This window comes from Burkholderia sp. MS389 (genome assembly GCF_016899425.1).
Taxonomy (GTDB): Bacteria; Pseudomonadota; Gammaproteobacteria; order Burkholderiales; family Burkholderiaceae; genus Burkholderia; species Burkholderia sola.
Genome location: NZ_CP045994.1, coordinates 720,359 through 739,506 on the forward strand (window position 1 = coordinate 720,359; position 19,148 = coordinate 739,506).

At 67.0% G+C, this 19,148-nt stretch carries 13 protein-coding genes and 1 other RNA gene; 9 read left to right on the top strand and 5 right to left on the bottom strand.

The genetic code is table 11. The features are described 5' to 3' along the window. Positions 1-77: 77 nt before the first annotated feature. On the top strand, positions 78-1,499 hold the full coding sequence (locus GJG85_RS03345) for an FAD-dependent oxidoreductase (RefSeq protein ID WP_050013819.1): 1,422 nt from the start codon (positions 78-80) through the stop codon (positions 1,497-1,499). Positions 1,500-1,576: 77 nt separating this feature from the next. Here the strand turns inward: GJG85_RS03345 and purB are convergent, their stop codons facing one another. Further along, a complete protein-coding gene (gene purB / locus GJG85_RS03350) occupies positions 1,577-2,965 on the bottom strand; it encodes an adenylosuccinate lyase (RefSeq protein WP_050013818.1) in 1,389 nt (462 codons plus the stop codon). A 255-nt stretch (positions 2,966-3,220) separates the two neighbouring features. On the opposite strand from purB, the gene GJG85_RS03355 reads away from it, so the two are divergent. The 6 genes from GJG85_RS03355 to GJG85_RS03380 all read left to right on the top strand — a co-directional run bounded on the left by GJG85_RS03355 (position 3,221) and on the right by GJG85_RS03380 (position 9,114). After that, entirely contained in the window at positions 3,221-4,186 is a 966-nt protein-coding gene (locus tag GJG85_RS03355; protein WP_050013817.1) for a LysR substrate-binding domain-containing protein, read from the top strand. Positions 4,187-4,462: 276 nt separating this feature from the next. After that, the gene (locus GJG85_RS03360; RefSeq protein ID WP_050013816.1) at positions 4,463-5,749 is read left to right on the top strand and encodes a Glu/Leu/Phe/Val dehydrogenase; all 1,287 of its coding nucleotides are present in this window, start codon (positions 4,463-4,465) and stop codon (positions 5,747-5,749) included. A gap of 247 nt (positions 5,750-5,996) precedes the next feature. Then, on the top strand, positions 5,997-6,890 hold the full coding sequence (locus tag GJG85_RS03365) for a glutamate/aspartate ABC transporter substrate-binding protein (RefSeq protein WP_050013815.1): 894 nt from the start codon (positions 5,997-5,999) through the stop codon (positions 6,888-6,890). A gap of 84 nt (positions 6,891-6,974) precedes the next feature. Continuing rightward, positions 6,975-7,715, top strand: coding sequence for an amino acid ABC transporter permease (locus GJG85_RS03370; RefSeq protein WP_050013814.1), 741 nt, complete (start codon positions 6,975-6,977; stop codon positions 7,713-7,715). Next, positions 7,715-8,392 carry a glutamate/aspartate ABC transporter permease GltK gene (gene gltK, locus GJG85_RS03375; RefSeq protein ID WP_050013813.1) on the top strand — a complete coding sequence of 226 codons (678 nt, stop codon included), beginning with the start codon at positions 7,715-7,717 and terminating at the stop codon, positions 8,390-8,392. Before GJG85_RS03370 ends, gltK begins: the two co-directional genes overlap by 1 nt. Continuing rightward, positions 8,389-9,114, top strand: coding sequence for an amino acid ABC transporter ATP-binding protein (locus tag GJG85_RS03380; protein ID WP_124594277.1), 726 nt, complete (start codon positions 8,389-8,391; stop codon positions 9,112-9,114). Before gltK ends, GJG85_RS03380 begins: the two co-directional genes overlap by 4 nt. Before the next feature lie 82 nt (positions 9,115-9,196). Here GJG85_RS03380 and GJG85_RS03385 read toward each other — a convergent pair whose 3' ends face one another. Next, the gene (locus GJG85_RS03385) at positions 9,197-14,464 is read right to left on the bottom strand and encodes an autotransporter outer membrane beta-barrel domain-containing protein (protein ID WP_176015574.1); all 5,268 of its coding nucleotides are present in this window, start codon (positions 14,462-14,464) and stop codon (positions 9,197-9,199) included. Positions 14,465-15,070: 606 nt separating this feature from the next. Next, positions 15,071-15,985, bottom strand: coding sequence for a class II glutamine amidotransferase (locus GJG85_RS03390; protein ID WP_176015573.1), 915 nt, complete (start codon positions 15,983-15,985; stop codon positions 15,071-15,073). 204 nt (positions 15,986-16,189) lie between these two features. Between GJG85_RS03390 and pyrC the strand changes: the two genes are divergently transcribed. Together pyrC and rnpB are read left to right on the top strand one after the other, a co-directional pair. Continuing rightward, positions 16,190-17,254 (top strand): dihydroorotase, encoded by a 1,065-nt coding sequence (pyrC, locus tag GJG85_RS03395; RefSeq protein ID WP_050013810.1) that lies wholly within the window; start codon positions 16,190-16,192, stop codon positions 17,252-17,254. Positions 17,255-17,361: 107 nt separating this feature from the next. Further along, positions 17,362-17,773, top strand: an RNA gene (gene rnpB / locus GJG85_RS03400) — RNase P RNA component class A. 67 nt (positions 17,774-17,840) lie between these two features. On the opposite strand, the gene GJG85_RS03405 is transcribed toward rnpB, so the two are convergent. Together GJG85_RS03405 and GJG85_RS03410 are read right to left on the bottom strand one after the other, a co-directional pair. Beyond that, positions 17,841-18,305: an OsmC family protein gene (locus GJG85_RS03405; protein ID WP_074801272.1), complete on the bottom strand. Its 465-nt coding sequence runs from the start codon at positions 18,303-18,305 to the stop codon at positions 17,841-17,843. Between the two features lie 410 nt (positions 18,306-18,715). Beyond that, entirely contained in the window at positions 18,716-19,012 is a 297-nt protein-coding gene (locus tag GJG85_RS03410; protein ID WP_050013809.1) for a DUF1090 family protein, read from the bottom strand. Between the last annotated feature and the right edge of the window lie 136 nt (positions 19,013-19,148).

Here is a 19,148-nt window from a genome sequence, read left to right on the forward strand (position 1 = left end):
AACCGGCTGCCCCACCCGCGAAGCCTCGAAGCAACGAGGCCCTTCGACAGGCGGCCCAAGACCATGCAAGTGCAATCATGACGTCCAACAACAGGCCCTTGATCCAGGGCGAATCGCGTTTCGAGCAAACGCAACTGAATATCGAAAAAGACAACTGGAATTGGTGCGATCCGGCCCGCCACGACGGCGAACGGCCGGCCAACTGGTACGAGGCGTCGTTGTCGCGCCATGAAAACAGCGCGCCGCTGGCGCGCGACGCCGTCTGCGACGTGCTCGTGATCGGCGCCGGCTTGCTCGGCGCATCGGCCGCCCTGCATCTCGCGGAAGCGGGCGTCGACACGATCCTCGTCGACAAGCATCACGTCGGCTCGGCCGCGTCGGGCCGCAACGGCGGGCAACTGACGCCCGGCCTTGCGCGCTGGGAAGCCGCCGACATGATCGACTACCTATCGCACGACGATGCGAAACGGCTGTGGCGCTTCGCGTCGGCCGAGTCGATGGACCTGATCGACGAAATCGGCGCGCGTTACGCGCTCGATCTCGATCGCAAGCGCGGCCACGTCACGGCGGCGGTTCACCCCGGCCACATGAGCGCGCTGCTCGACGGCGCGGATGCGCGACGCCATCTCGGCGACGCGGGCGTGACGCTCGTCGGCCGCCATCAGCTGCACGACGAATACGTGCGCTCGGGGCTGTATCACGGCGCGGCGATCGACGCGATCGGCGGGCAGATTCATCCGCTCGCGCTGGTGCGCGGCCTCGTGCACGGCTTCCGGCTGAACGGCGGTGCGCTGTACGAGGGCACCGAGGTGCTCGAACTCGACGAGACGCCCGCGGGCGTCGTCGCGACGACGCCGGGCGGCACGATTACCGCGCGCCGCGGCGTCGTGCTCGCGCTGCACAACACGACGTTCCGTTTGCTCGACGACGGCGCGGCGACCACCGTGCCGTTCTTCACGTACGTGAGCGTGACGGCGCCGCTCGACGTCGACGTCGCGACGCTGATGCCGGCCGGCATGCCGGTGTACGACACGCAGTTCCAGATCGACTACTACCGGCCGGTGCGCGGCAACCGCCTGCTGTTCGGCGGGCAAGGCACCGGCAGCTGCTGGGCGCAGCCCGACGTCAACGCGTATCTGCTGACACGGCTGAACACGGTGTTTCCGCAGCACGACGGCCGCTTCGCGCTCGACTACTGCTGGAGCGGCGTCAGCGACTTCACGCTGAACGGCGCGACCGACAGCCGCAAGACCGACGGCCGCGTGCCGATGTACATGGTGCAGGGCTGGAGCGGGCACGGCGTCGCCCAGACGGTGCGGATCGGCAAGGCGATCTGCGACGATTTCGTCGGCCGCAACGACGACTTCTCGATGCTCACGGGCATCGACCATCGTGCGATTCCGCTCGGCCGGCAGCTGTCGCCGATCGCGATTCCCGCCGCGAAGGCCGCGATGAGCGTGATGAGCGCGCTGAACCCGGGGCGGATGATCTCGTTCTGACCGGCTGCTGCAGGCAATAAAAAGCCCGATGCGAATCGCTTCGCATCGGGCTTTTTTGCGTCAGGCGACGGCGGCGCTTACGCGATCCGCTTCGCGAGTTCGACGGCCTTGCCGATGTACGACGCGGGCGTCATCGCGAGCAGGCGATCCTTCGCGTCCTGCGGGATCGCCAGCGTGCCGACGAATTCCTGCAGCGCTTCGCGCGTGATGCCCTTGCCGCGCGTCAGTTCCTTCAACTGCTCGTACGGGTTCTCGATGCCGTAGCGGCGCATCACCGTCTGCACCGGCTCCGCGAGCACTTCCCAGCAGTTGTCGAGATCTTCGTTCAGGCGTTGCGGGTTCACTTCGAGCTTGTCGAGGCCGCGGATCAGCGAGTCGTACGCGAGCAGCGAGTAGCCGAGCGCGACGCCCATGTTGCGCAGCACCGTCGAGTCGGTCAGGTCGCGCTGCCAGCGCGACACCGGCAGCTTGTCGGCGAGGTGGCGCAGCGTCGCGTTCGCGAGGCCGAGGTTGCCTTCCGAGTTCTCGAAGTCGATCGGGTTGACCTTGTGCGGCATCGTCGACGAGCCGATCTCGCCGGCCTTCGTCTTCTGCTTGAAGTAGCCGACCGAGATGTAGCCCCACACGTCGCGGTCGAGGTCGAGCAGGATCGTGTTCGCGCGCGCCACGGCGTCGAACAGTTCGGCCATGTAGTCGTGCGGCTCGATCTGGATCGTGTACGGGTTGAACGTGAGCTTCAGGCGGTTTTCGATCACGTCGCGCGAGAACGCTTCCCAGTCGAATTCCGGATACGCGGACAGGTGCGCGTTGAAGTTGCCGACCGCGCCGTTCATCTTGCCGAGGATCTCGACCTTCTCGATGCGCGCGATCGCGCGGGCGAGGCGCGCGGCGACGTTCGCGAGTTCCTTGCCGAGCGTCGTCGGGCTGGCCGGCTGGCCGTGCGTGCGCGACAGCATCGGCTGTTCCGCGTGCGCGTGCGCGAGCGCGACGAGGCGCTGGTAGACCGTGCGCAGCGCCGGCAGGATCACGTGTTCGCGCGCGCCGGCGAGCATCATCCCGTGCGACGTGTTGTTGATGTCCTCGGAGGTGCACGCGAAGTGAATGAATTCGCTCGCCTTCTCGAGTTCGGCCTGGCCCTTCACCGATTCCTTCAGCCAGTATTCGACGGCCTTCACGTCGTGGTTCGTCACGCGCTCGATTTCCTTGATGCGTGCGGCGTCGTGCGCGGTGAAGCGCTCGGCGAGCTGCAGCAGGAACTGCTCGGAGGCTTCCGAGAAGCGCGGGACTTCCGCGAAGCCGGCGCGCGACAGCGCGATCAGCCAGTGCACCTCGACGGTGACGCGGTGGCGCATGAAGGCGGCTTCGGAGAGCCAGTCGCGCAGCGCTTCGGTCTTGCTGGCGTAGCGGCCGTCGATGGGCGAGAGCGCGGTGAGGGCGAAAAGCGTATCGGGACGAGTGTCGGACATGATCGGGCAGGGCCTTTTGGGGCCGGGGCGAACGAGGGAAGGAGAATCCGGCATTTTACCATCGGCGCGCGTCGATTCCGGCCGAACCGGTCCGGCCGCGCGCGCCGCCGGCGAGCGATGCCCGGGCGGCACGCGAATGGCGTGTCGGCAGGCGCCCCCGCGGGCTCGCCGGGCTGTCCGCCAAGCCGCCGGCCGGGTCCGCCCGCCGGTAGAATGCAGGCTTCTTCCCGACCGCCGCCCGCCGCGCCCGCCTGCATGGAACTGAAATGGCTCGAAGACTTCGTCTCGCTCGCGGAGACGCGCAGCTTTAGCCGGTCCGCCGAGCTGCGGCACGTGTCGCAGCCGGCGTTCTCGCGGCGCATCCAGGCGCTCGAGGCATGGCTCGCGACCGAGCTGATCGATCGTTCGGTCTATCCGACGCGGCTCACGCAGGCCGGGCAGATCTTCTACGAGCAGGCGCTGACGATGCTGTCGCAGGCGCACGAGGCGCGCACGCTGCTGCGCGGCCACGTCGGCGCGCCGGTGCCGACGATCGAATTCGCGGTGCCGCACACGCTGTCGCTCACGTATTTCCCGCGCTGGCTCGAGCGGATCGAGGCGAAGATGGGCCAGGTCCACACGCGGCTGCGCGCGCTGAACGTGCACGACGCGGTGCTGTCGCTCGTCGAAGGCGGCTGCGACCTCGTGATGGGCTACCACCACCCGAGCCACCCGGTCGCGCTCGACCCGGCGCGCTACGACATGCTCGTCCTCGGCAGCGAGCCGATCAGCCCGTTCTCCGCGCCCGGCCGCGCGGGCCGGCCGCGCCATACGCTGCCGGGCACGGCCGACGCGCGCGTGCCGTACCTGTCGTATACGCCGAACGCGTATCTCGGCCGGATGACCGAAGTCATCATCGCGAACGCGCCGACGCGGCTGTTCCTCGATCGCGTGTACGAAACCGACATGGCCGAAGGGCTGAAGGCGATGGCGCTCGCGGGCCACGGCGTCGCGTTCCTGCCGCACAGCGCGGTCGACGATGCGGTCGCGGGCGGCCGGCTGATCCGCCTCGACCGGTCGGCTCGCGGCGGCGCGCATCCGTTCACGCTGACGATGGAGATCCGGCTGTACTGCGACAAGCTCGCGCTGCAGGGCGACGATCCGCGGCAGAAGCTCGTGCGCGCGCTGTGGGACGTCGTGCGCGACGAACTGCGCGAGACCACCGGCGATACTGCCGGTTAACCGCTGGCGGTTAGTCCGGCCGACCGGTTCACCCGACTGACTGCGCCCTCGCAGCGCCGGCCGGACCGCTGTCCGGCGGCGGGCCCACGCCTGTCCAATCCGTTTTTCCACGAACGCGATGCACGGCCGATCGCGGGCGTTCTTGCGCGAATCGACCGCGGATTTGCAAAAAATCGCGATCATGCAAGAAACGCATAATCGAATAAACAAACGGCATTGGATAAAAAAAACGGCTTTTTCGACAATGTGCGCAATCCGTTGAACGTTGGAGCTTCCATGTCTTCGCAACAGCAGTCCATCCCGTCCTACCTGCACGCCGACGATCTCGGCCCGTGGGGCAACTACCTTCAGCAGGTCGATCGCGTTGCGCCGTACCTCGGTTCGCTGTCGCGCTGGCTCGAAACGCTGAAGCGTCCGAAGCGCATCCTGATCGTCGACTGCCCGATCGAGCTCGACAACGGCACCGTCGCGCACTTCGAAGGCTATCGCGTGCAGCACAACGTGTCGCGCGGCCCGGGCAAGGGCGGCGTGCGCTACCACCAGGACGTGACGCTGTCGGAAGTGATGGCGCTGTCCGCATGGATGTCGGTGAAGAACGCGGCCGTGAACGTGCCGTACGGCGGTGCGAAGGGCGGCATCCGCGTCGACCCGCGCAAGCTGTCGCGTGGCGAGCTCGAGCGCGTGACGCGCCGCTACACCAGCGAAATCGGCATCATCATCGGGCCGAACACCGACATTCCGGCGCCGGACGTCAACACCAACGAACAGGTGATGGCGTGGATGATGGACACGTACTCGATGAACCAGGGCCAGACGTCGACCGGCGTCGTGACCGGCAAGCCGATCGCGCTCGGCGGTTCGCTCGGCCGCAAGGAAGCGACGGGCCGCGGCGTGTTCGTCGTCGGCTGCGAAGCGGCGAAGAAGAAGGGCCTCGAGATCGAAGGCGCGCGCATCGCGGTGCAGGGCTTCGGCAACGTCGGCGGCATCGCGGCGAAGCTGTTCCAGGAAGCGGGCTCGAAGGTGATCGCGGTGCAGGATCACACGGGCACGATCTACCAGCCGGCCGGCCTCGATTCGAACAAGCTGCTCGACCACGTCGCACGCACGGGCGGCGTCGCGGGCTTCGAAGGCGCCGAGCCGATGCCGAACGACGAGTTCTGGACGGTCGAGACCGACATCCTGATCCCGGCGGCGCTGGAAAACCAGATCACCGAGAAGAACGCGGCGAAGATCCGCACGAAGATCATCGTCGAAGGCGCGAACGGCCCGACGACGACCGCGGCGGACGACATCCTGAGCGCGAACGGCGTGCTCGTGATCCCCGACGTGATCGCGAACGCCGGTGGCGTGACCGTATCGTACTTCGAGTGGGTGCAGGATTTCTCGAGCTTCTTCTGGACGGAAGACGAGATCAACCATCGTCTCGAGCGCGTGATGCGCGAAGCGTTCGCCGGCGTGTGGGCGGTCGCGGAAGAGCACAAGGTGACGGTGCGTACGGCGGCGTTCATCGTCGCGTGCAAGCGCATCCTGATGGCGCGCGAAATGCGCGGCCTCTACCCCTGACCGGGCGTCCCTGACCGGGCGTCCCTGATCATCGACCATGAAAGATTCATGACGCAATCCACCCGATTGCGGATGTGAACCCTCGCGGGCGGTGCCGAATCCGGCACCGCCCGCGCGCGCATCTGGCGCGCCCGGAGCCGGGAGGACGGCTTCGCACAGGGCGATTCGTAGTGCGGTAAACAACCAGTACTTTCAAAAATATTACTTTGATACACTGGCGCGGGTTTTAGCCAAGGAGATGACCAAAATGAAATACCACAAGGCAGTCCTGATGGCCGCGGCGCTGTGCGCGTTCGCAAGCGGCGCGCATGCTCAGGAGACTGGCACGCTGAAGAAGATCAAGGACACGGGCGTGATCGCGCTGGGCCACCGCGAATCGTCGATTCCGTTCTCCTACTACGACCAGAACCAGCAGGTGGTCGGCTATTCGCGCGAGTTCCAGCTGAAGATCGTGGACGCGGTGAAGAAGAAGCTGAGCCTGCCGAACCTGCAGGTGAAGAACATCCCCGTCACGTCGCAGAACCGCATCCCGCTCGTGCAGAACGGCACGGTCGACATCGAGTGCGGCTCGACGACCAACAACCTCGAGCGTCAGCAGCAAGCCGCGTTCTCCGACACGATTTTCGTGATCGGCACGCGCCTGATGACGAAGAAGGATTCGGGCGTCAAGGATTTCGCCGACCTGAAGGGCAAGACGGTCGTGACGACCGCCGGCACGACGTCGGAGCGCCTGCTGCGCAAGATGAACAACGACAAGCAGCTCGGCATGAACATCATCAGCGCGAAGGATCACGGCGATTCGTTCAACACGCTGGAATCGGGCCGCGCGGTCGCATTCATGATGGATGACGCGCTGCTCGCGGGCGAGCGCGCGAAGGCGAAGCAGCCGGGCGAATGGGTGATCGTCGGCACGCCGCAATCGGAAGAGGCTTACGGCTGCATGATGCGCAAGGGCGACGCCGACTTCAAGAAGGTCGTCGACGACGCGATCTCGCAAGTCGAGAAGTCGGGCGAAGCCGCGAAGATCTACGCGAAGTGGTTCGAGAACCCGATCCCGCCGAAGGGGCTGAACCTGAACTTCCCGCTGTCCGAGTCGATGAAGAAGCTGTACGCGAACCCGAACGACAAGGCGCTCGACTGACCGCACGGCCGTTGATGCAGAAATGACGCTAATGAGACGGAAGAGGCCACGCTTCTTCCGTTTCTTTTTGCTGGAGTCTTGCCCATGTCTTACCACTGGAACTGGGGCATCTTTCTGAGCCCCGTGTCGACCGGCGAGCCGACGACTTATTTCGGATGGCTGATGTCCGGCTTCTGGGTGACGATCGAAGTGTCGCTCGTCGCCTGGGTCATCGCGCTGATCGTCGGGTCGCTGTTCGGCGTGCTGCGCACCGTGCCGAACAAGTGGCTCGCCGCGATCGGCACCGTGTACGTGTCGATTTTCCGGAACATCCCGCTGATCGTGCAGTTCTTCGTCTGGTATCTCGTGATACCCGAGTTGCTGCCCGCATCGATCGGCACCTGGATCAAGCAGTTGCCGCCGACCACGCAGTTCTTTACCGCGTCGATCGTCTGTCTCGGCCTGTTCACCGGCGCGCGCGTGTGCGAACAGGTGCGCTCGGGGATCAACGCGCTGCCGAAGGGCCAGCGCGCGGCCGGCCTCGCGATGGGCTTCACGCAATGGCAGACGTACCGCTACGTGCTGCTGCCCGTGGCATACCGGATCATCGTGCCGCCGCTCACGTCGGAATTCCTGAACATCTTCAAGAACTCCGCCGTCGCGTCGACGATCGGCCTGCTCGACCTGTCCGCGCAGGCGCGCCAGCTCGTCGACTACACCGCGCAGACCTACGAGTCGTTCATCGCCGTGACGCTCGCGTACGTGGTCATCAACCTCGTCGTGATGGCGTTCATGCGCTGGATCGAAGGCCGTACGCGGCTGCCCGGCTACATCGGAGGCAAGTGATGCATCAGTTCGACTGGAGTAGTATTCCCGGCGCGCTGCCGACGCTGTGGTCCGGTGCGATCGTCACGTTCAAGATCACGCTGATCGCGATCGTGGTCGGCATCGTCTGGGGCACGCTGCTGGCGCTGCTGCGGCTGTCCGGCGTGAAGCCGCTCGCGTGGTTCGCGAAAGCGTACGTGACGGTGTTCCGCTCGATCCCGCTCGTGATGGTGCTGCTGTGGTTCTTCCTGATCGTGCCGCAGTTGCTGCAGGGCGTGCTCGGGCTGTCGCCGACGATCGACATCCGCCTTGCGTCGGCGATGGTCGCGTTCTCGCTGTTCGAAGCCGCGTATTATTCCGAGATCATCCGCGCCGGCATCCAGGCGGTGCCGCGCGGGCAGGTGAACGCCGCGTTCGCGCTCGGCATGAACTACGCGCAGGCGATGCGCCTCGTGATCCTGCCGCAGGCGTTCCGCGCAATGGTGCCGCTGCTGCTCACGCAGGCGATCGTCCTGTTCCAGGATACGTCGCTCGTGTACGTGATCAGTCTCGCGGACTTCTTCCGCACGGCCGCCAACATCGGCGATCGCGACGGCACGACCGTCGAGATGGTCCTGTTCGCCGGCGCATGCTATTTCGTGATTTGCTCGTTGGCGTCTGCTCTCGTCAAGGGTCTCCAGAAAAAGGTCACAAGATGATTTCCATCAAGAACGTTTCGAAGTGGTACGGCCAGTTTCAGGTCCTCTCCGAATGCACGACCGAGGTCAAGAAAGGCGAAGTGGTCGTCGTGTGCGGCCCGTCGGGCTCCGGCAAGTCGACGCTGATCAAGACCGTGAACGGCCTCGAGCCGTTCCAGCAGGGCGAGATCCTCGTGAACGGCCAGTCGGTCGGCGACAAGAAGACGAACCTGTCGAAGCTGCGCTCGAAGGTCGGGATGGTGTTCCAGCATTTCGAACTGTTCCCGCACCTGTCGATCACCGAGAACCTGACGCTCGCGCAGATCAAGGTGCTCGGCCGCGGCAAGGACGAAGCGAACGAGAAGGGCATGAAGCTGCTCGATCGCGTCGGCCTGAAGGCGCATGCGCACAAGTTTCCCGGCCAGCTGTCGGGCGGCCAGCAACAGCGTGTCGCGATCGCGCGCGCGCTGTCGATGGACCCGATCGCGATGCTGTTCGACGAGCCGACGTCCGCGCTCGATCCGGAGATGATCAACGAAGTGCTCGACGTGATGGTCGAACTCGCGCAGGAAGGGATGACGATGATGGTCGTCACGCACGAGATGGGCTTCGCGAAGAAGGTCGCGCACCGCGTGATCTTCATGGACAAGGGCGCGATCGTCGAGGACGACCGCAAGGACGATTTCTTCTCGAATCCGAAATCGGAACGCGCGAAGGACTTCCTCGCGAAGATCCTGCACTGAGCGTTCGCGCGTTTTCGCGCGCACCCATGCGGAAACCGCCCGGCAGGCCGCCGGGCGGTTTTTTTTCGTCCGCCGCCGGGCGTTACCAGCTGTACCGGTAGCCGACCTGCCCGACGATCCCGCGCCGGTAATCGCCGCCGATGTTGCGCGCGATCTTCGCGTTCGCGTACAGCTCGCCCGACTTGCCGAAGCCGGCGGTCACGCCGACGCCGAGCTCGTACCAGGTGCGTCCGAGATGCGTCGCGAACGGCGTGCCGCCGACGACGGTCTGCCCCGGCGACAGGAAGTCGTGCAGCACGTCGGCCGTGAAGTACGGCGTCGCGGCGCTGCCGCCCGCGCTCGACTGGAGGTTCGGCCGGAAGATGCGCACGCCGACGCGACCGCGCAGCGCATTCGTCGTCGTACCCGACACGGCCGACACGTTGTCGTTGAACCCGTTCAGCTTCAGGTACTGGTACATCAGTTGCGCCTGCGGCTCGACCGCGACCGGCAACGCGCCGATCGCGAACGGCTTGCCGACTTCCTGCGACAGCGCGACGCCGAAGCCGTTCTGCGACGCTTCGTTGCCGTAGCTGTCGCGATAGCGGTTGCCGTAGTGCGTGACCTGCCCGACGCTGTCGAAGTAGGTGCCGTCCGGCAGGTAGCGCGTCCAGTAGCCGCCGACGCTCTGCGCGTGCATCTCGACCGAGCCGGTCGACGTCGACAGGTTGGGCGAGCCCGCGCGCGCCATGTCGCTGAAGCTCGCGTTCGACACGCCGATGCTGGCCGTCACGCCCGCATGCGTGCTGCCGGCGCCGTTCGGCGCCTGGTCGACAGTCCAGTCCTTGCCGAACTGCGCGAAGAACGTGCGTTCGTCGGCCGAGAAACGGCCCGCGTTCGCATCGAGGCTCTGGCCGCCGATGCGCCCCCACACGCCGTCGCGATTGCCGGGCTGCTGCTGCTCGACGTTGTAGATGTCGCCGACGCGTTCGTGCAGCTTGCCGAGCGTCGAGAAGCCGTAGTCGGCGTTCAGCAGCGGCGTCATCGCGTAGCCGGAAACGCCCGGACGATACGCGAGCGTACCGCCGTTGCCGTTGATGCCGCCGTCGCCGCCGCCGGACGGGTGGATCGGGTCGCCGGGGTCGGTCGGGTCGAGCTGCGAACGCAGGTACCAGCCGTTCGCATCGCCTTGCCCGCCGCGATAGAGCCGGTACTCGTACGCGCCCGCTTGCACCGGGCCCGCGAGATGGAACGCCGACGCGGCGGTCGTACCGCCGTTGGCCGTGACGACCACCGGAATCCCGTCGCCGGTCGTCTGCGCGCCGGTGCCGGCCGTGTTGGCGATCTTCAGGCCGGTCGTGCCGCTCGCCGCGCCGCCGTTCACGATCAGCCGGTCGGTCGGCGACGCGTCGGCGCCGAGATACGTATTCAGCGCGATCATGCCGCCGTTGCCGACGTAGCCGCCCGTTGTCAGCGTCTTGTAGCTGCCGGTCAGCGTCGGCGAGCCGGTCGGCGCGGCGAATGCGACGAGGCCCGCGTTGTTCAGGCTGCTCAGCACCGAGCTGCCCGTCATGCGCCACGTGCTCGTGCCGTCGACCGTCAGCGCGACCGGGTCGATCTTCCCAGTCAGCGTCGTGCCGTTCGCGAGGAACACGTTGCCGGTGCTCGACGCGTCGGAAACGATGTCGCCCGCGAGGTTCACCGCCGATGCATTGAACGTCACGTTGCTGCCGTTCGCGAGGTTCAGCAGCGTGCCGTTGCCGGCCGTCACGACCGTACCGTTGCGCACCGCGATGTCGGCCATGCCGCCGCGCGCGGCGAAGGCCGGCCCGGTGGCGGACGTCACGCTGCCGCCGTCGACGAGCACCGAGCTGGTCGCGCCGTTCGCGAGCGTGTCCGACGTCAGTACGCCGGCCGTCGCGCCCGTGAGCGCCGTGCCCGTCAATGCGAGCACGCCGCCGCTGTTCGCGGTTGCGCCGTTGCCGGCGGCGCTGGCGAGCGCCGACCCCGTATCGGCGATGCGGCCGCCGTTTTGCGCGACGACGCCGTCGGCCGCAGCACCCGATGCGGAAATCTTCGCGCCCGACAGCAGGGCCGTCGCGCCGCCGTCCATGACGATTGCATGGGCGTTCGTGCCGGTCGTCGCGACGGTCGTTCCGTTGGCCGCGAGCGTGGAATCGGCCCCCGACACGAACAGGCCGCGCGCGTCGGCGCCGCTCGTGCGGACGACCGCGGCCGCATCGGCCGCGATGTGCGCGCCGGCGCCGGTCGACGTGACGCCGGCGGCGCCGTTGCCGGTCGTCGCGATCTGCGTGCCGGACAGCGCGATCGTTGCATTCGCACCGAGGTTGCGGATCCCGCTGCCCGAGCCGCCGACCGCGATCGACGTCGCGCTGGCCGCGATGCCGCCGCCGGTGACCGTCGCGTCGATCAGCACGCCGTCGGCGCTGCCGTTCGCGATGACGGTGCCGGCGCCCGACAGCGCGACCGATGCGCCGGCGCCCGTCAGGCGTATGCCCGCGACGCCGTCGTCGGCTTCGATGGAACCCGCGTTCGCGAGCGTGGCCGACGCACCCTGCACGAGCGCGCCGGTGCCGTTGGCGACGCGGATCGTCGACGCGTTGTTCACCGTGCCCAGCGTGCCGGCCACGACGCCTGTCGAGCCCGCGCCGGTCAGCAGCACCGTGCTGCGGTTCTCGAGCGTGCCGAGGTTCTGCGCGATGAAACCGGTCACGCCGGCGGTCGACGACGTGACGGCGGCGTCGTTGGTCAGCGTCGTCGCGACCGGCGCGCCGGCGTTCGCGCCGGCGAGGTCGTGCGCCTGGCCGTCGACGATGCCCGCGGTCGCGCCGGCCGCGTTCAGGTCGATCGTCGCACCCGCGTCGATCGTGCCCTTCGCGCCGCCTTCCACGGCGATCGCGACGCCGTTCGCGCCGTTGACGTGGTAGACCGCGTTGCCGGTCGACAGCGTGGTGCCGGCGTCGGTCGCGAGTACGCCGCGCGAGCGCTGGCCGTTGACGTCGGTCGTCAGCGTGCCGGCCGCCGACGCGCCCGTGTAGGCCGCGCCGCCCGCGACGCGGAACAGCGTCGAGTCGTCGGTGTCGACGCTCAGGTGCTGCGCGGCGACGTTGATTTTCGAGCCCGCGCCGTATGCGTAGAAGCCGATCTGGTTCGTGCCGGACATGAAGGCCGGCACCGCGTTCGCGCCGACGTCGATCGTCGCGCCCGAGCGTGCGTGCACGCCGATCGCGCCGGTGCCGGTCAGGTTCAGCGCACCGTCGAGCGTGGCCATCGCGAGCGGCCCTTCGGCCCAGACGCCGTAGTTGCGCGTGTCCGACGCGGGGTCGAGGCCGCCGGCCACGTCGATCGTGCCGGTCGACGTCGCAGTCGTCGCGTGCGTGCCGGTGCCGACGACCATGATGCCGATGCCGTTCACGCCATTCAGCGTGATCGTGCCCGTATTGGTCACGGTCGCGGCGGTGTCGGCCGCGAGCATGCCGACGTTCGCGAGCGGCGTGCCGGGCGCGGCGCCGTTGACGACGATCGCACCCGCGTTCGTTAGCGTGCCGGCGCTCGAGCCGATGCTCGCCAGCGCGGCGCCGTTCTGCGTCTGCGAGCCGATCACGATCGTGCCGAGGTTGCTCGCGCTGCCCGACGCGCCGAGCAGGATGCCGTACGCGTGCGCGGACAGCGCGACGTCGTTTGCCGCCTGGCCGGGCGCGTACTGCGCGGCGCGGCCCAGATAGATCGTGCCGCCTGCTTCGTTCGTGAAGCTGCCGCCGGCGACGAGGCCGCCGATCACCTGGCTGTCGAGCGTCGTCGCGTTGACGCCGACGTTGATCGTGCCGGCGTTCGTCGCGCGCGCGCCGTCCGTCGCGGCCACCGCGTAGTTCTGCAGGTCGGGGCGGTTGCCGTCGAGCGTCCATGCGCCGACGTTCATCACGCCGTTGTTCGCGAACGTGGTGCCCGCGCCGCTCGCGTACACGCCGTTGCCCTCGGTGTACGCGTGGAAGCCGAAATTGTCGGGTGGCGTGCTGCCGCTCGTGTCGACGTTGTTGCCGGACGCGTAGCCGGACGAGATCGCGCCGTTGTTGACGCCGCTCGCGCCGCTCAGGAGGCGCACCAGCGTGAAATCGCCCGACAAGCGCCCGTCGTTGACGAAGTGCGCGCCGTTTTCCGCGAGCACGGCCGAGCTCGATTCGATCGTGTTGGTGCCGCGGAAGTCGATCTGGCCGTCCTTGCCGATGTGCAGCGTCGCGTTCGCGCCCGTGCCGTGCATCACCGACAGGTGATCGATCGGCAGCGTGTTCTTGTCGCCGGCGGACACGTTGTTCGCGTACTGGAAGGTTTGCTGCGAGAACGTGACGGCCTGGCCGAACGCGGTGTCGTAGGCGGCCTGCGAGCCGAGCGCGCCGCTCTGGACCGAGCGCACCAGAAAGTCGTTGTACGCAGCGAGCGATGCGGCGTCGGTGACGGTCCAGCGACTGCCGTCGAACGCGGTGAAGGTGCCCGCGTAGGCCGGCACGTCGAGCTGGAGCTGGCCGACCGGGCCGCCGCTGGCGAGATAGTCGCCGGTGCCGAGCCAGATCTGGTTGCGGGAATTCCAGTTGACGACGCTTTTTGCCGCACCGGTGCCGTCCGCAAAGGTCAGGTCGGTCTGCTTCGGTGCGATCGAGATTCCATTGCCGGTCGCGTCTGGCGCATCCGCGGCATTGCCGATCGACACGTTCAGCGTGCCGCCGGTGCTGTCGACGGTGCCGATCCGCGTATTCACGTACTGGCCGCCGTTCACGTCGTGGTAAACGGGCACGGTGGTCGAGCCGGCCGCGGATGCGGTGAATTCGGCGGAGTTGTAGGTGGCGACCGACGTGTGGGTGGCCGTGATCGAGTCGGGCGTGCTGACGCTTTGCGTCTTGCCGCCGAGCGAGACCAGCGGCTGGTTCGGGTTGCCCGACACGAGGGTCGCGCTGCCGAGCGGCGTCAGCGTATAGCCCGGGTCGCCGGGGACGCCCGTCCATGCGCCTGCCACGCCGATCGTTTCGCCGCCCGACACCGTCGTGGCGCCGGCCAGGTTGTCGTTGACGGTCGGGCTGAAACTGCCGAGTGCGCAGGTGCCGCCGCTCGCGACGGTCGCGCCGTCGCCGCACGTCGACGCGTGCGCCACGCCGGCCGACAGCGCGGCCAGCGCGGCCCCGAGCGCCGCGACGCGCAGCGGCGAGCGGCCTGCCGGGTGGTGCGCCACCTTGTGCGCGGTGCGGCGGCTCGAACCCGATTCGCTGCCCGAACGCTTGCCGCGCGCCCGAGCCGTTTCCGCCACCGCGACCCAGCAGCCGGCGGCGTCGCTCCATATCGATCGAAATGAGTGATTCACGACATACCCCTCTTTCTTCTTTTGACGTGGCATTCGCCGCGATTCGGCGAATTCGCATTCCGCGGTGGGGAAATGATCCGAAGGGGCGTGCGGCGGCTGTGGCTGCGTGTCGCGCCAATCGTGTTTCGTTACACCGAGGATGGGGCGAGTCTACTGATTCGGGCAGTCGCCGATTATCGAGAAAGGGGAAACTGTAATGATTCGAACCGTAATGCGTGGTATTTTTGATTTGTGTGGTTGATCGAACCGAAAGCCGTGGTGGTGGCGGGCTTGAGGGGTTTTGTTAAAGGCTGGCAGGACTGCTGGAGTCGGTGGGATAGCGCACGGTTTCGGCGGATGACGCGCGATAAAATGCGGGCCCGGAATTTTTGTTTTAATTGGCGGTTATTTTATCCGCTTCATCTTTTACTTATTTTCACTTGTAAATTAATAAAATCAAGCGAATGTTGCGTGACGTCGATTCGTTGCGCCGGGTGGTGGCCGAAATGAAACCGTATTGGCCGGAGCCGGGCGATTTGCGTCGATGACGGGCGTCGTCGGACGCATCGTACGACGCACGCGGCAAGCAGGAAGCGAGCAGAAAGCGGACGCGGCCGATGCCGCGCTTCAGAAATCGATCGCGTCGTCGGCATCGCCGTCGGCCGCGGTGGCGAGCGCTTCGCGCACCACCGTGCGCGGTGCGGACGCCGACGCGTCGAGCGACGGGTTGCGCAGCTTCTCGAGCACGCGCGCGGGCACCGGAATCTGCATCCGCGCGGCGACGTCGCCGCACTGGAACATGATCAACTCGCCCGGCTCGAATGCGGTCCAGACTTCGTTGTCGGTGAGCGGCTGCGTCGCGATCACCGCGACGCGATCCTCGGGCGTCGTGTATTTCGCGAAGTCGATCGACAGGTCTTCGTCGACGAGATGCGCGGTCGAGAACGGCCAGCGCCGCACGAGGTAGTGCAGCCGCGTCGAGCAGTGCGCGAAGAGCGCCTGGCCGTTCGACATCAGGAAATTGAACACGCCGTGATCGGTGATGCCGCGCGTCAGTTCGCCGACCCGCTCGAACAGCTCGGGCAGCGGCGGCTGCGCGCCGGGAAAGGCTTCGCGCAGCCCCTGCATCAGCACGCAGAACGCCTGTTCGCTGTCGGTCGTGCCGACCGGATGGTAGACGCTGCCGTCCATGTCCGGTGCGTAGTCCTGCAGGTCGCCGTTATGCGCGAAGATCCAGTGCCGGCCCCACAGCTCGCGCATGAACGGATGGCTGTTCTCGAGCAGGATGTGCCCTTGCGTCGCCTTGCGGATGTGCGCGATCGTGTTCTTGGACTTGATCGGGTAGCGCTTCACCATTTCGGCGATCGGCGACGTGGCCGAGGCCTGGTGATCGATGAAGAGGCGGCAGGCCTTGTCTTCGAAGAACGCGATGCCCCAGCCGTCGGCATGGTGATCGGTGAGCCCACCCCGGGCCGCGAAACCTGTGAAGGAGAATGTGACGTCCGTCGGCGCGGCGCAGTTCATTCCAAGGAGTTGGCACATTTTACGTGGGGCGGCAGGCTGAAGCGGGGGTAACGAACCGGGCGAACCCCGGTACAATGCGGCTTCTAGCATATCACCGAGCCCTGAGCGGTAAAAAGCGGATTCCGCTGGCCAAAGGCCCCGTGTTGCGGTTTGCCGTCAATCGGCCCGTGCACGCGCGTTCCGGCCCCGCCGCTCGCAAGCCCGTTCCTCACGACGCCTCCTATGACTGCCTCGAACGCTTCCTCCCCGGCGACGCTTTCGCTCGCCCGTCCCGACGACTGGCACCTGCACCTTCGCGACGGCGACATGCTCGCCGCCGTGCTGCCGCACACCGCCCGCCAGTTCGGCCGCGCCATCGTCATGCCGAACCTGAAGCCGCCGGTCACGACCACCGCGCAGGCGCAGGCCTATCGCGCGCGCATCCTCGGCGCACTGCCGGCCGGGATGACGTTCGAACCGCTGATGACGCTGTACCTGACCGACAACACGCCGCCCGACGAAATCCGCCGCGCCCGCGAAAGCGGCTTCGTGCACGGCGTGAAGCTGTATCCGGCAGGCGCGACGACGAATTCCGACCATGGCGTCACCGATCTCGCGAAATGCGCGAAGACGCTCGAGGCGATGCAGGAAACCGGCATGCCGCTGCTCGTGCACGGCGAGGTGACCGATGCGTCGATCGACCTGTTCGACCGCGAAAAGGTGTTCATCGACCGCGTGATGACGCCGCTGCGCCGCGATTTCCCGGGGCTGAAGGTCGTGTTCGAGCACATCACGACGAAGGACGCGGCCGACTACGTGCGCGATGCGGACGCGGCGCCCGGTCTGCTCGGCGCGACGATCACCGCGCATCACCTGCTGTACAACCGCAACGCGCTGTTCGTCGGCGGGATTCGCCCGCATTACTACTGCCTGCCGGTGCTCAAGCGCGAGACGCATCGCGTGGCGCTGGTCGAGGCCGCGACGTCGGGCAACCCGCGCTTCTTCCTCGGCACCGACAGCGCGCCGCATGCGCGCGGCGCGAAGGAAACCGCGTGCGGCTGCGCGGGCTGCTACACGGCGCTGCACGCGCTCGAACTGTACGCGGAAGCATTCGACACCGCCGGCGCGCTCGACAAGCTGGAAGGGTTCGCGAGCTTCTTCGGCGCCGATTTCTACGGGCTGCCGCGCAGCGCCGAGACGGTCACGCTGCGCCGCGAGGCGTGGGAGCTGCCGCGCGAGATCTTCGCGGGCGATACGCCGGTCGTGCCGCTGCGCGGTGGCGAGGCGATCGGCTGGAAACTCGCGTGAGCGGCGTGCCGCCGCGCGAACCCGGTCGCGTCGATCCGGCCGTGTTTCGCCGTGGCGGTGGCTCGCGCGCTGCCGACCGCGGCGCGCAGTGCTAGAATGCGCGTTGCAAAGCAGGCCAGGCAGTCGCGGCCTCGCCGCCTTCGGGCGCGCGGGGGCGAGGAAAGTCCGGACTCCACAGGGCAGGGTGATGGCTAACGGCCATCCGTGGCGACACGCGGAACAGGGCAACAGAAAGCAAACCGCCGATGGCCCGGCGCAAGCCGGGATCAGGTAAGGGTGAAACGGTGCGGTAAGAGCGCACCGCGGCGACGGCGACGTTCGCCGGCACGGTAACCTCCACCCGGAGCAATTCCAAGTAGGCAGGCGCGCATTTTCGGATGCAGGACGGGGCCCCCGTCTCGTCTGCGGGTAGGAAGCTTGAGCGCGTCAGCAATGGCGCGCCTAGAGGAATGGCTGCCACGCGTTGCGCGCTTCGGCGCGCGGCGTGCACAGAATCCGGCTTATCGGCCTGCTTTGCCGCTCGAATGCGAAAGGGCCGGCGCTCCCTGCGGAGCGCCGGCCCTTTTTTCATGCGCGCGCCGCGCGATCAGGCGGCGACGATGTCGAACGAATGCGTGAGTTCGGCCGTTTTCGCGATCATGATCGACGCGGAGCAATACTTGTCGTGCGACAGGTTGATCGCGCGTTCGACCGTGGCCGGGTTCAGGTTGCGGCCGGTGACCGTGAAGTGGAAGTGCACCTTCGTGAACACCTTCGGATCTTCGCTCGCGCGCTCGGCCTTCAGCGTGACCGAGCAGCCGCTCACTTCCTGGCGGCTCTTCTTCAGGATCAGCACGACGTCATAAGCCGTGCAGCCGCCGGTGCCGAGCAGCACCATCTCCATCGGACGCGGCGCGAGGTTGTGGCCGCCGCCTTCGGGCGCGCCGTCCATCGTGACGAGATGCCCGCTGCCGGTCTCGGCGGAAAACGCCATGCCGTCCTGGCCCATCCAGCTTACTTTGCATTCCATGCTTGCGCTCCAGCGTTGCCTGATTCGGATTCGATCCGGCATTGTAGCCCGCGGCGCAACGGTCGGCTGATGCGCTGCAAGACGAGCAATGCCGGCGCCGAGCGAGCGGCGCGGCGAGCGGTGATTTCCCTGCTGAATTTAGGGGTTTTGCTCTAGATGCGGGCGGTTTGAAGTTGTGCGTGACGCGCTTATATGCTTGATTTTGAATGGAAATTCATTGGCGTAAGCTTTTCGACTGGCATCCCATATCGTGGGAGTTGATTTCGCAATGCAAATTTTCTTGTGGACTCGGTCGGGCATTCGTATAATGACTCTCATTGGTTGTCGCGCTGCGGCAACCTCCGAATGTCTCCTCCACCCTCCTCCTGAGGTGGATTAAGCCCGAACCAGCCGTTCGGGCTTTTTTTCGTCCCATGCAAACATCGGCGCGCGGCTTGCGCGCGTCGGCACCGTCACGCGGGCTGCCGCGCGGCCGGCTGCGACGTCGCGTCCGGCGGCGTGCCGCGCGAGTCGGCCTCCGGCGCCGGCGCAGGGGCGGCCGACGCGTGGCCGCGTGCGCAGAAGTGGCGGACGCGTTCGCGCACCGCGCGCAGGCGCACGATGCGGTCTTCGGCATGGGCGGTTCGGGCTTCGGCGATGCGTGCATCGAGCGCGTCGAGCTTGGCTTCGCAGCCGGACGCGGCGACGGCGGGCGCCGCGGCGGCCAGCAGCGCGGCCGCGAGGAAGGGCGTAAGTCGTTGTTTCATCATGCTGGTTTGTTGTTTTTCGGGTTTGGCCGGTCTGGCGCGGCAAGGTCATGTGCCGCACGTCGATGGGTGCCGCCGCAGGCGCTCGGTTCGCCTGGCTTGTCGGGGCACGACCGGATTTTGGCCCATTTCGGCCGCC

Excerpts from the sequence above, each read along its gene's own strand:
- GJG85_RS03345 (WP_050013819.1), top strand. The coding sequence starts at position 78 with ATGACGTCCAACAACAGGCCCTTGATCCAGGGCGAATCGCGTTTCGAG.
- purB (WP_050013818.1), bottom strand. The coding sequence starts at position 2,965 with ATGTCCGACACTCGTCCCGATACGCTTTTCGCCCTCACCGCGCTCTCG.
- GJG85_RS03355 (WP_050013817.1), top strand. The coding sequence starts at position 3,221 with ATGGAACTGAAATGGCTCGAAGACTTCGTCTCGCTCGCGGAGACGCGC.
- GJG85_RS03360 (WP_050013816.1), top strand. The coding sequence starts at position 4,463 with ATGTCTTCGCAACAGCAGTCCATCCCGTCCTACCTGCACGCCGACGAT.
- GJG85_RS03365 (WP_050013815.1), top strand. The coding sequence starts at position 5,997 with ATGAAATACCACAAGGCAGTCCTGATGGCCGCGGCGCTGTGCGCGTTC.
- GJG85_RS03370 (WP_050013814.1), top strand. The coding sequence starts at position 6,975 with ATGTCTTACCACTGGAACTGGGGCATCTTTCTGAGCCCCGTGTCGACC.
- gltK (WP_050013813.1), top strand. The coding sequence starts at position 7,715 with ATGCATCAGTTCGACTGGAGTAGTATTCCCGGCGCGCTGCCGACGCTG.
- GJG85_RS03380 (WP_124594277.1), top strand. The coding sequence starts at position 8,389 with ATGATTTCCATCAAGAACGTTTCGAAGTGGTACGGCCAGTTTCAGGTC.
- GJG85_RS03390 (WP_176015573.1), bottom strand. The coding sequence starts at position 15,985 with ATGTGCCAACTCCTTGGAATGAACTGCGCCGCGCCGACGGACGTCACA.
- pyrC (WP_050013810.1), top strand. The coding sequence starts at position 16,190 with ATGACTGCCTCGAACGCTTCCTCCCCGGCGACGCTTTCGCTCGCCCGT.
- GJG85_RS03405 (WP_074801272.1), bottom strand. The coding sequence starts at position 18,305 with ATGCCGGATCGAATCCGAATCAGGCAACGCTGGAGCGCAAGCATGGAA.
- GJG85_RS03410 (WP_050013809.1), bottom strand. The coding sequence starts at position 19,012 with ATGATGAAACAACGACTTACGCCCTTCCTCGCGGCCGCGCTGCTGGCC.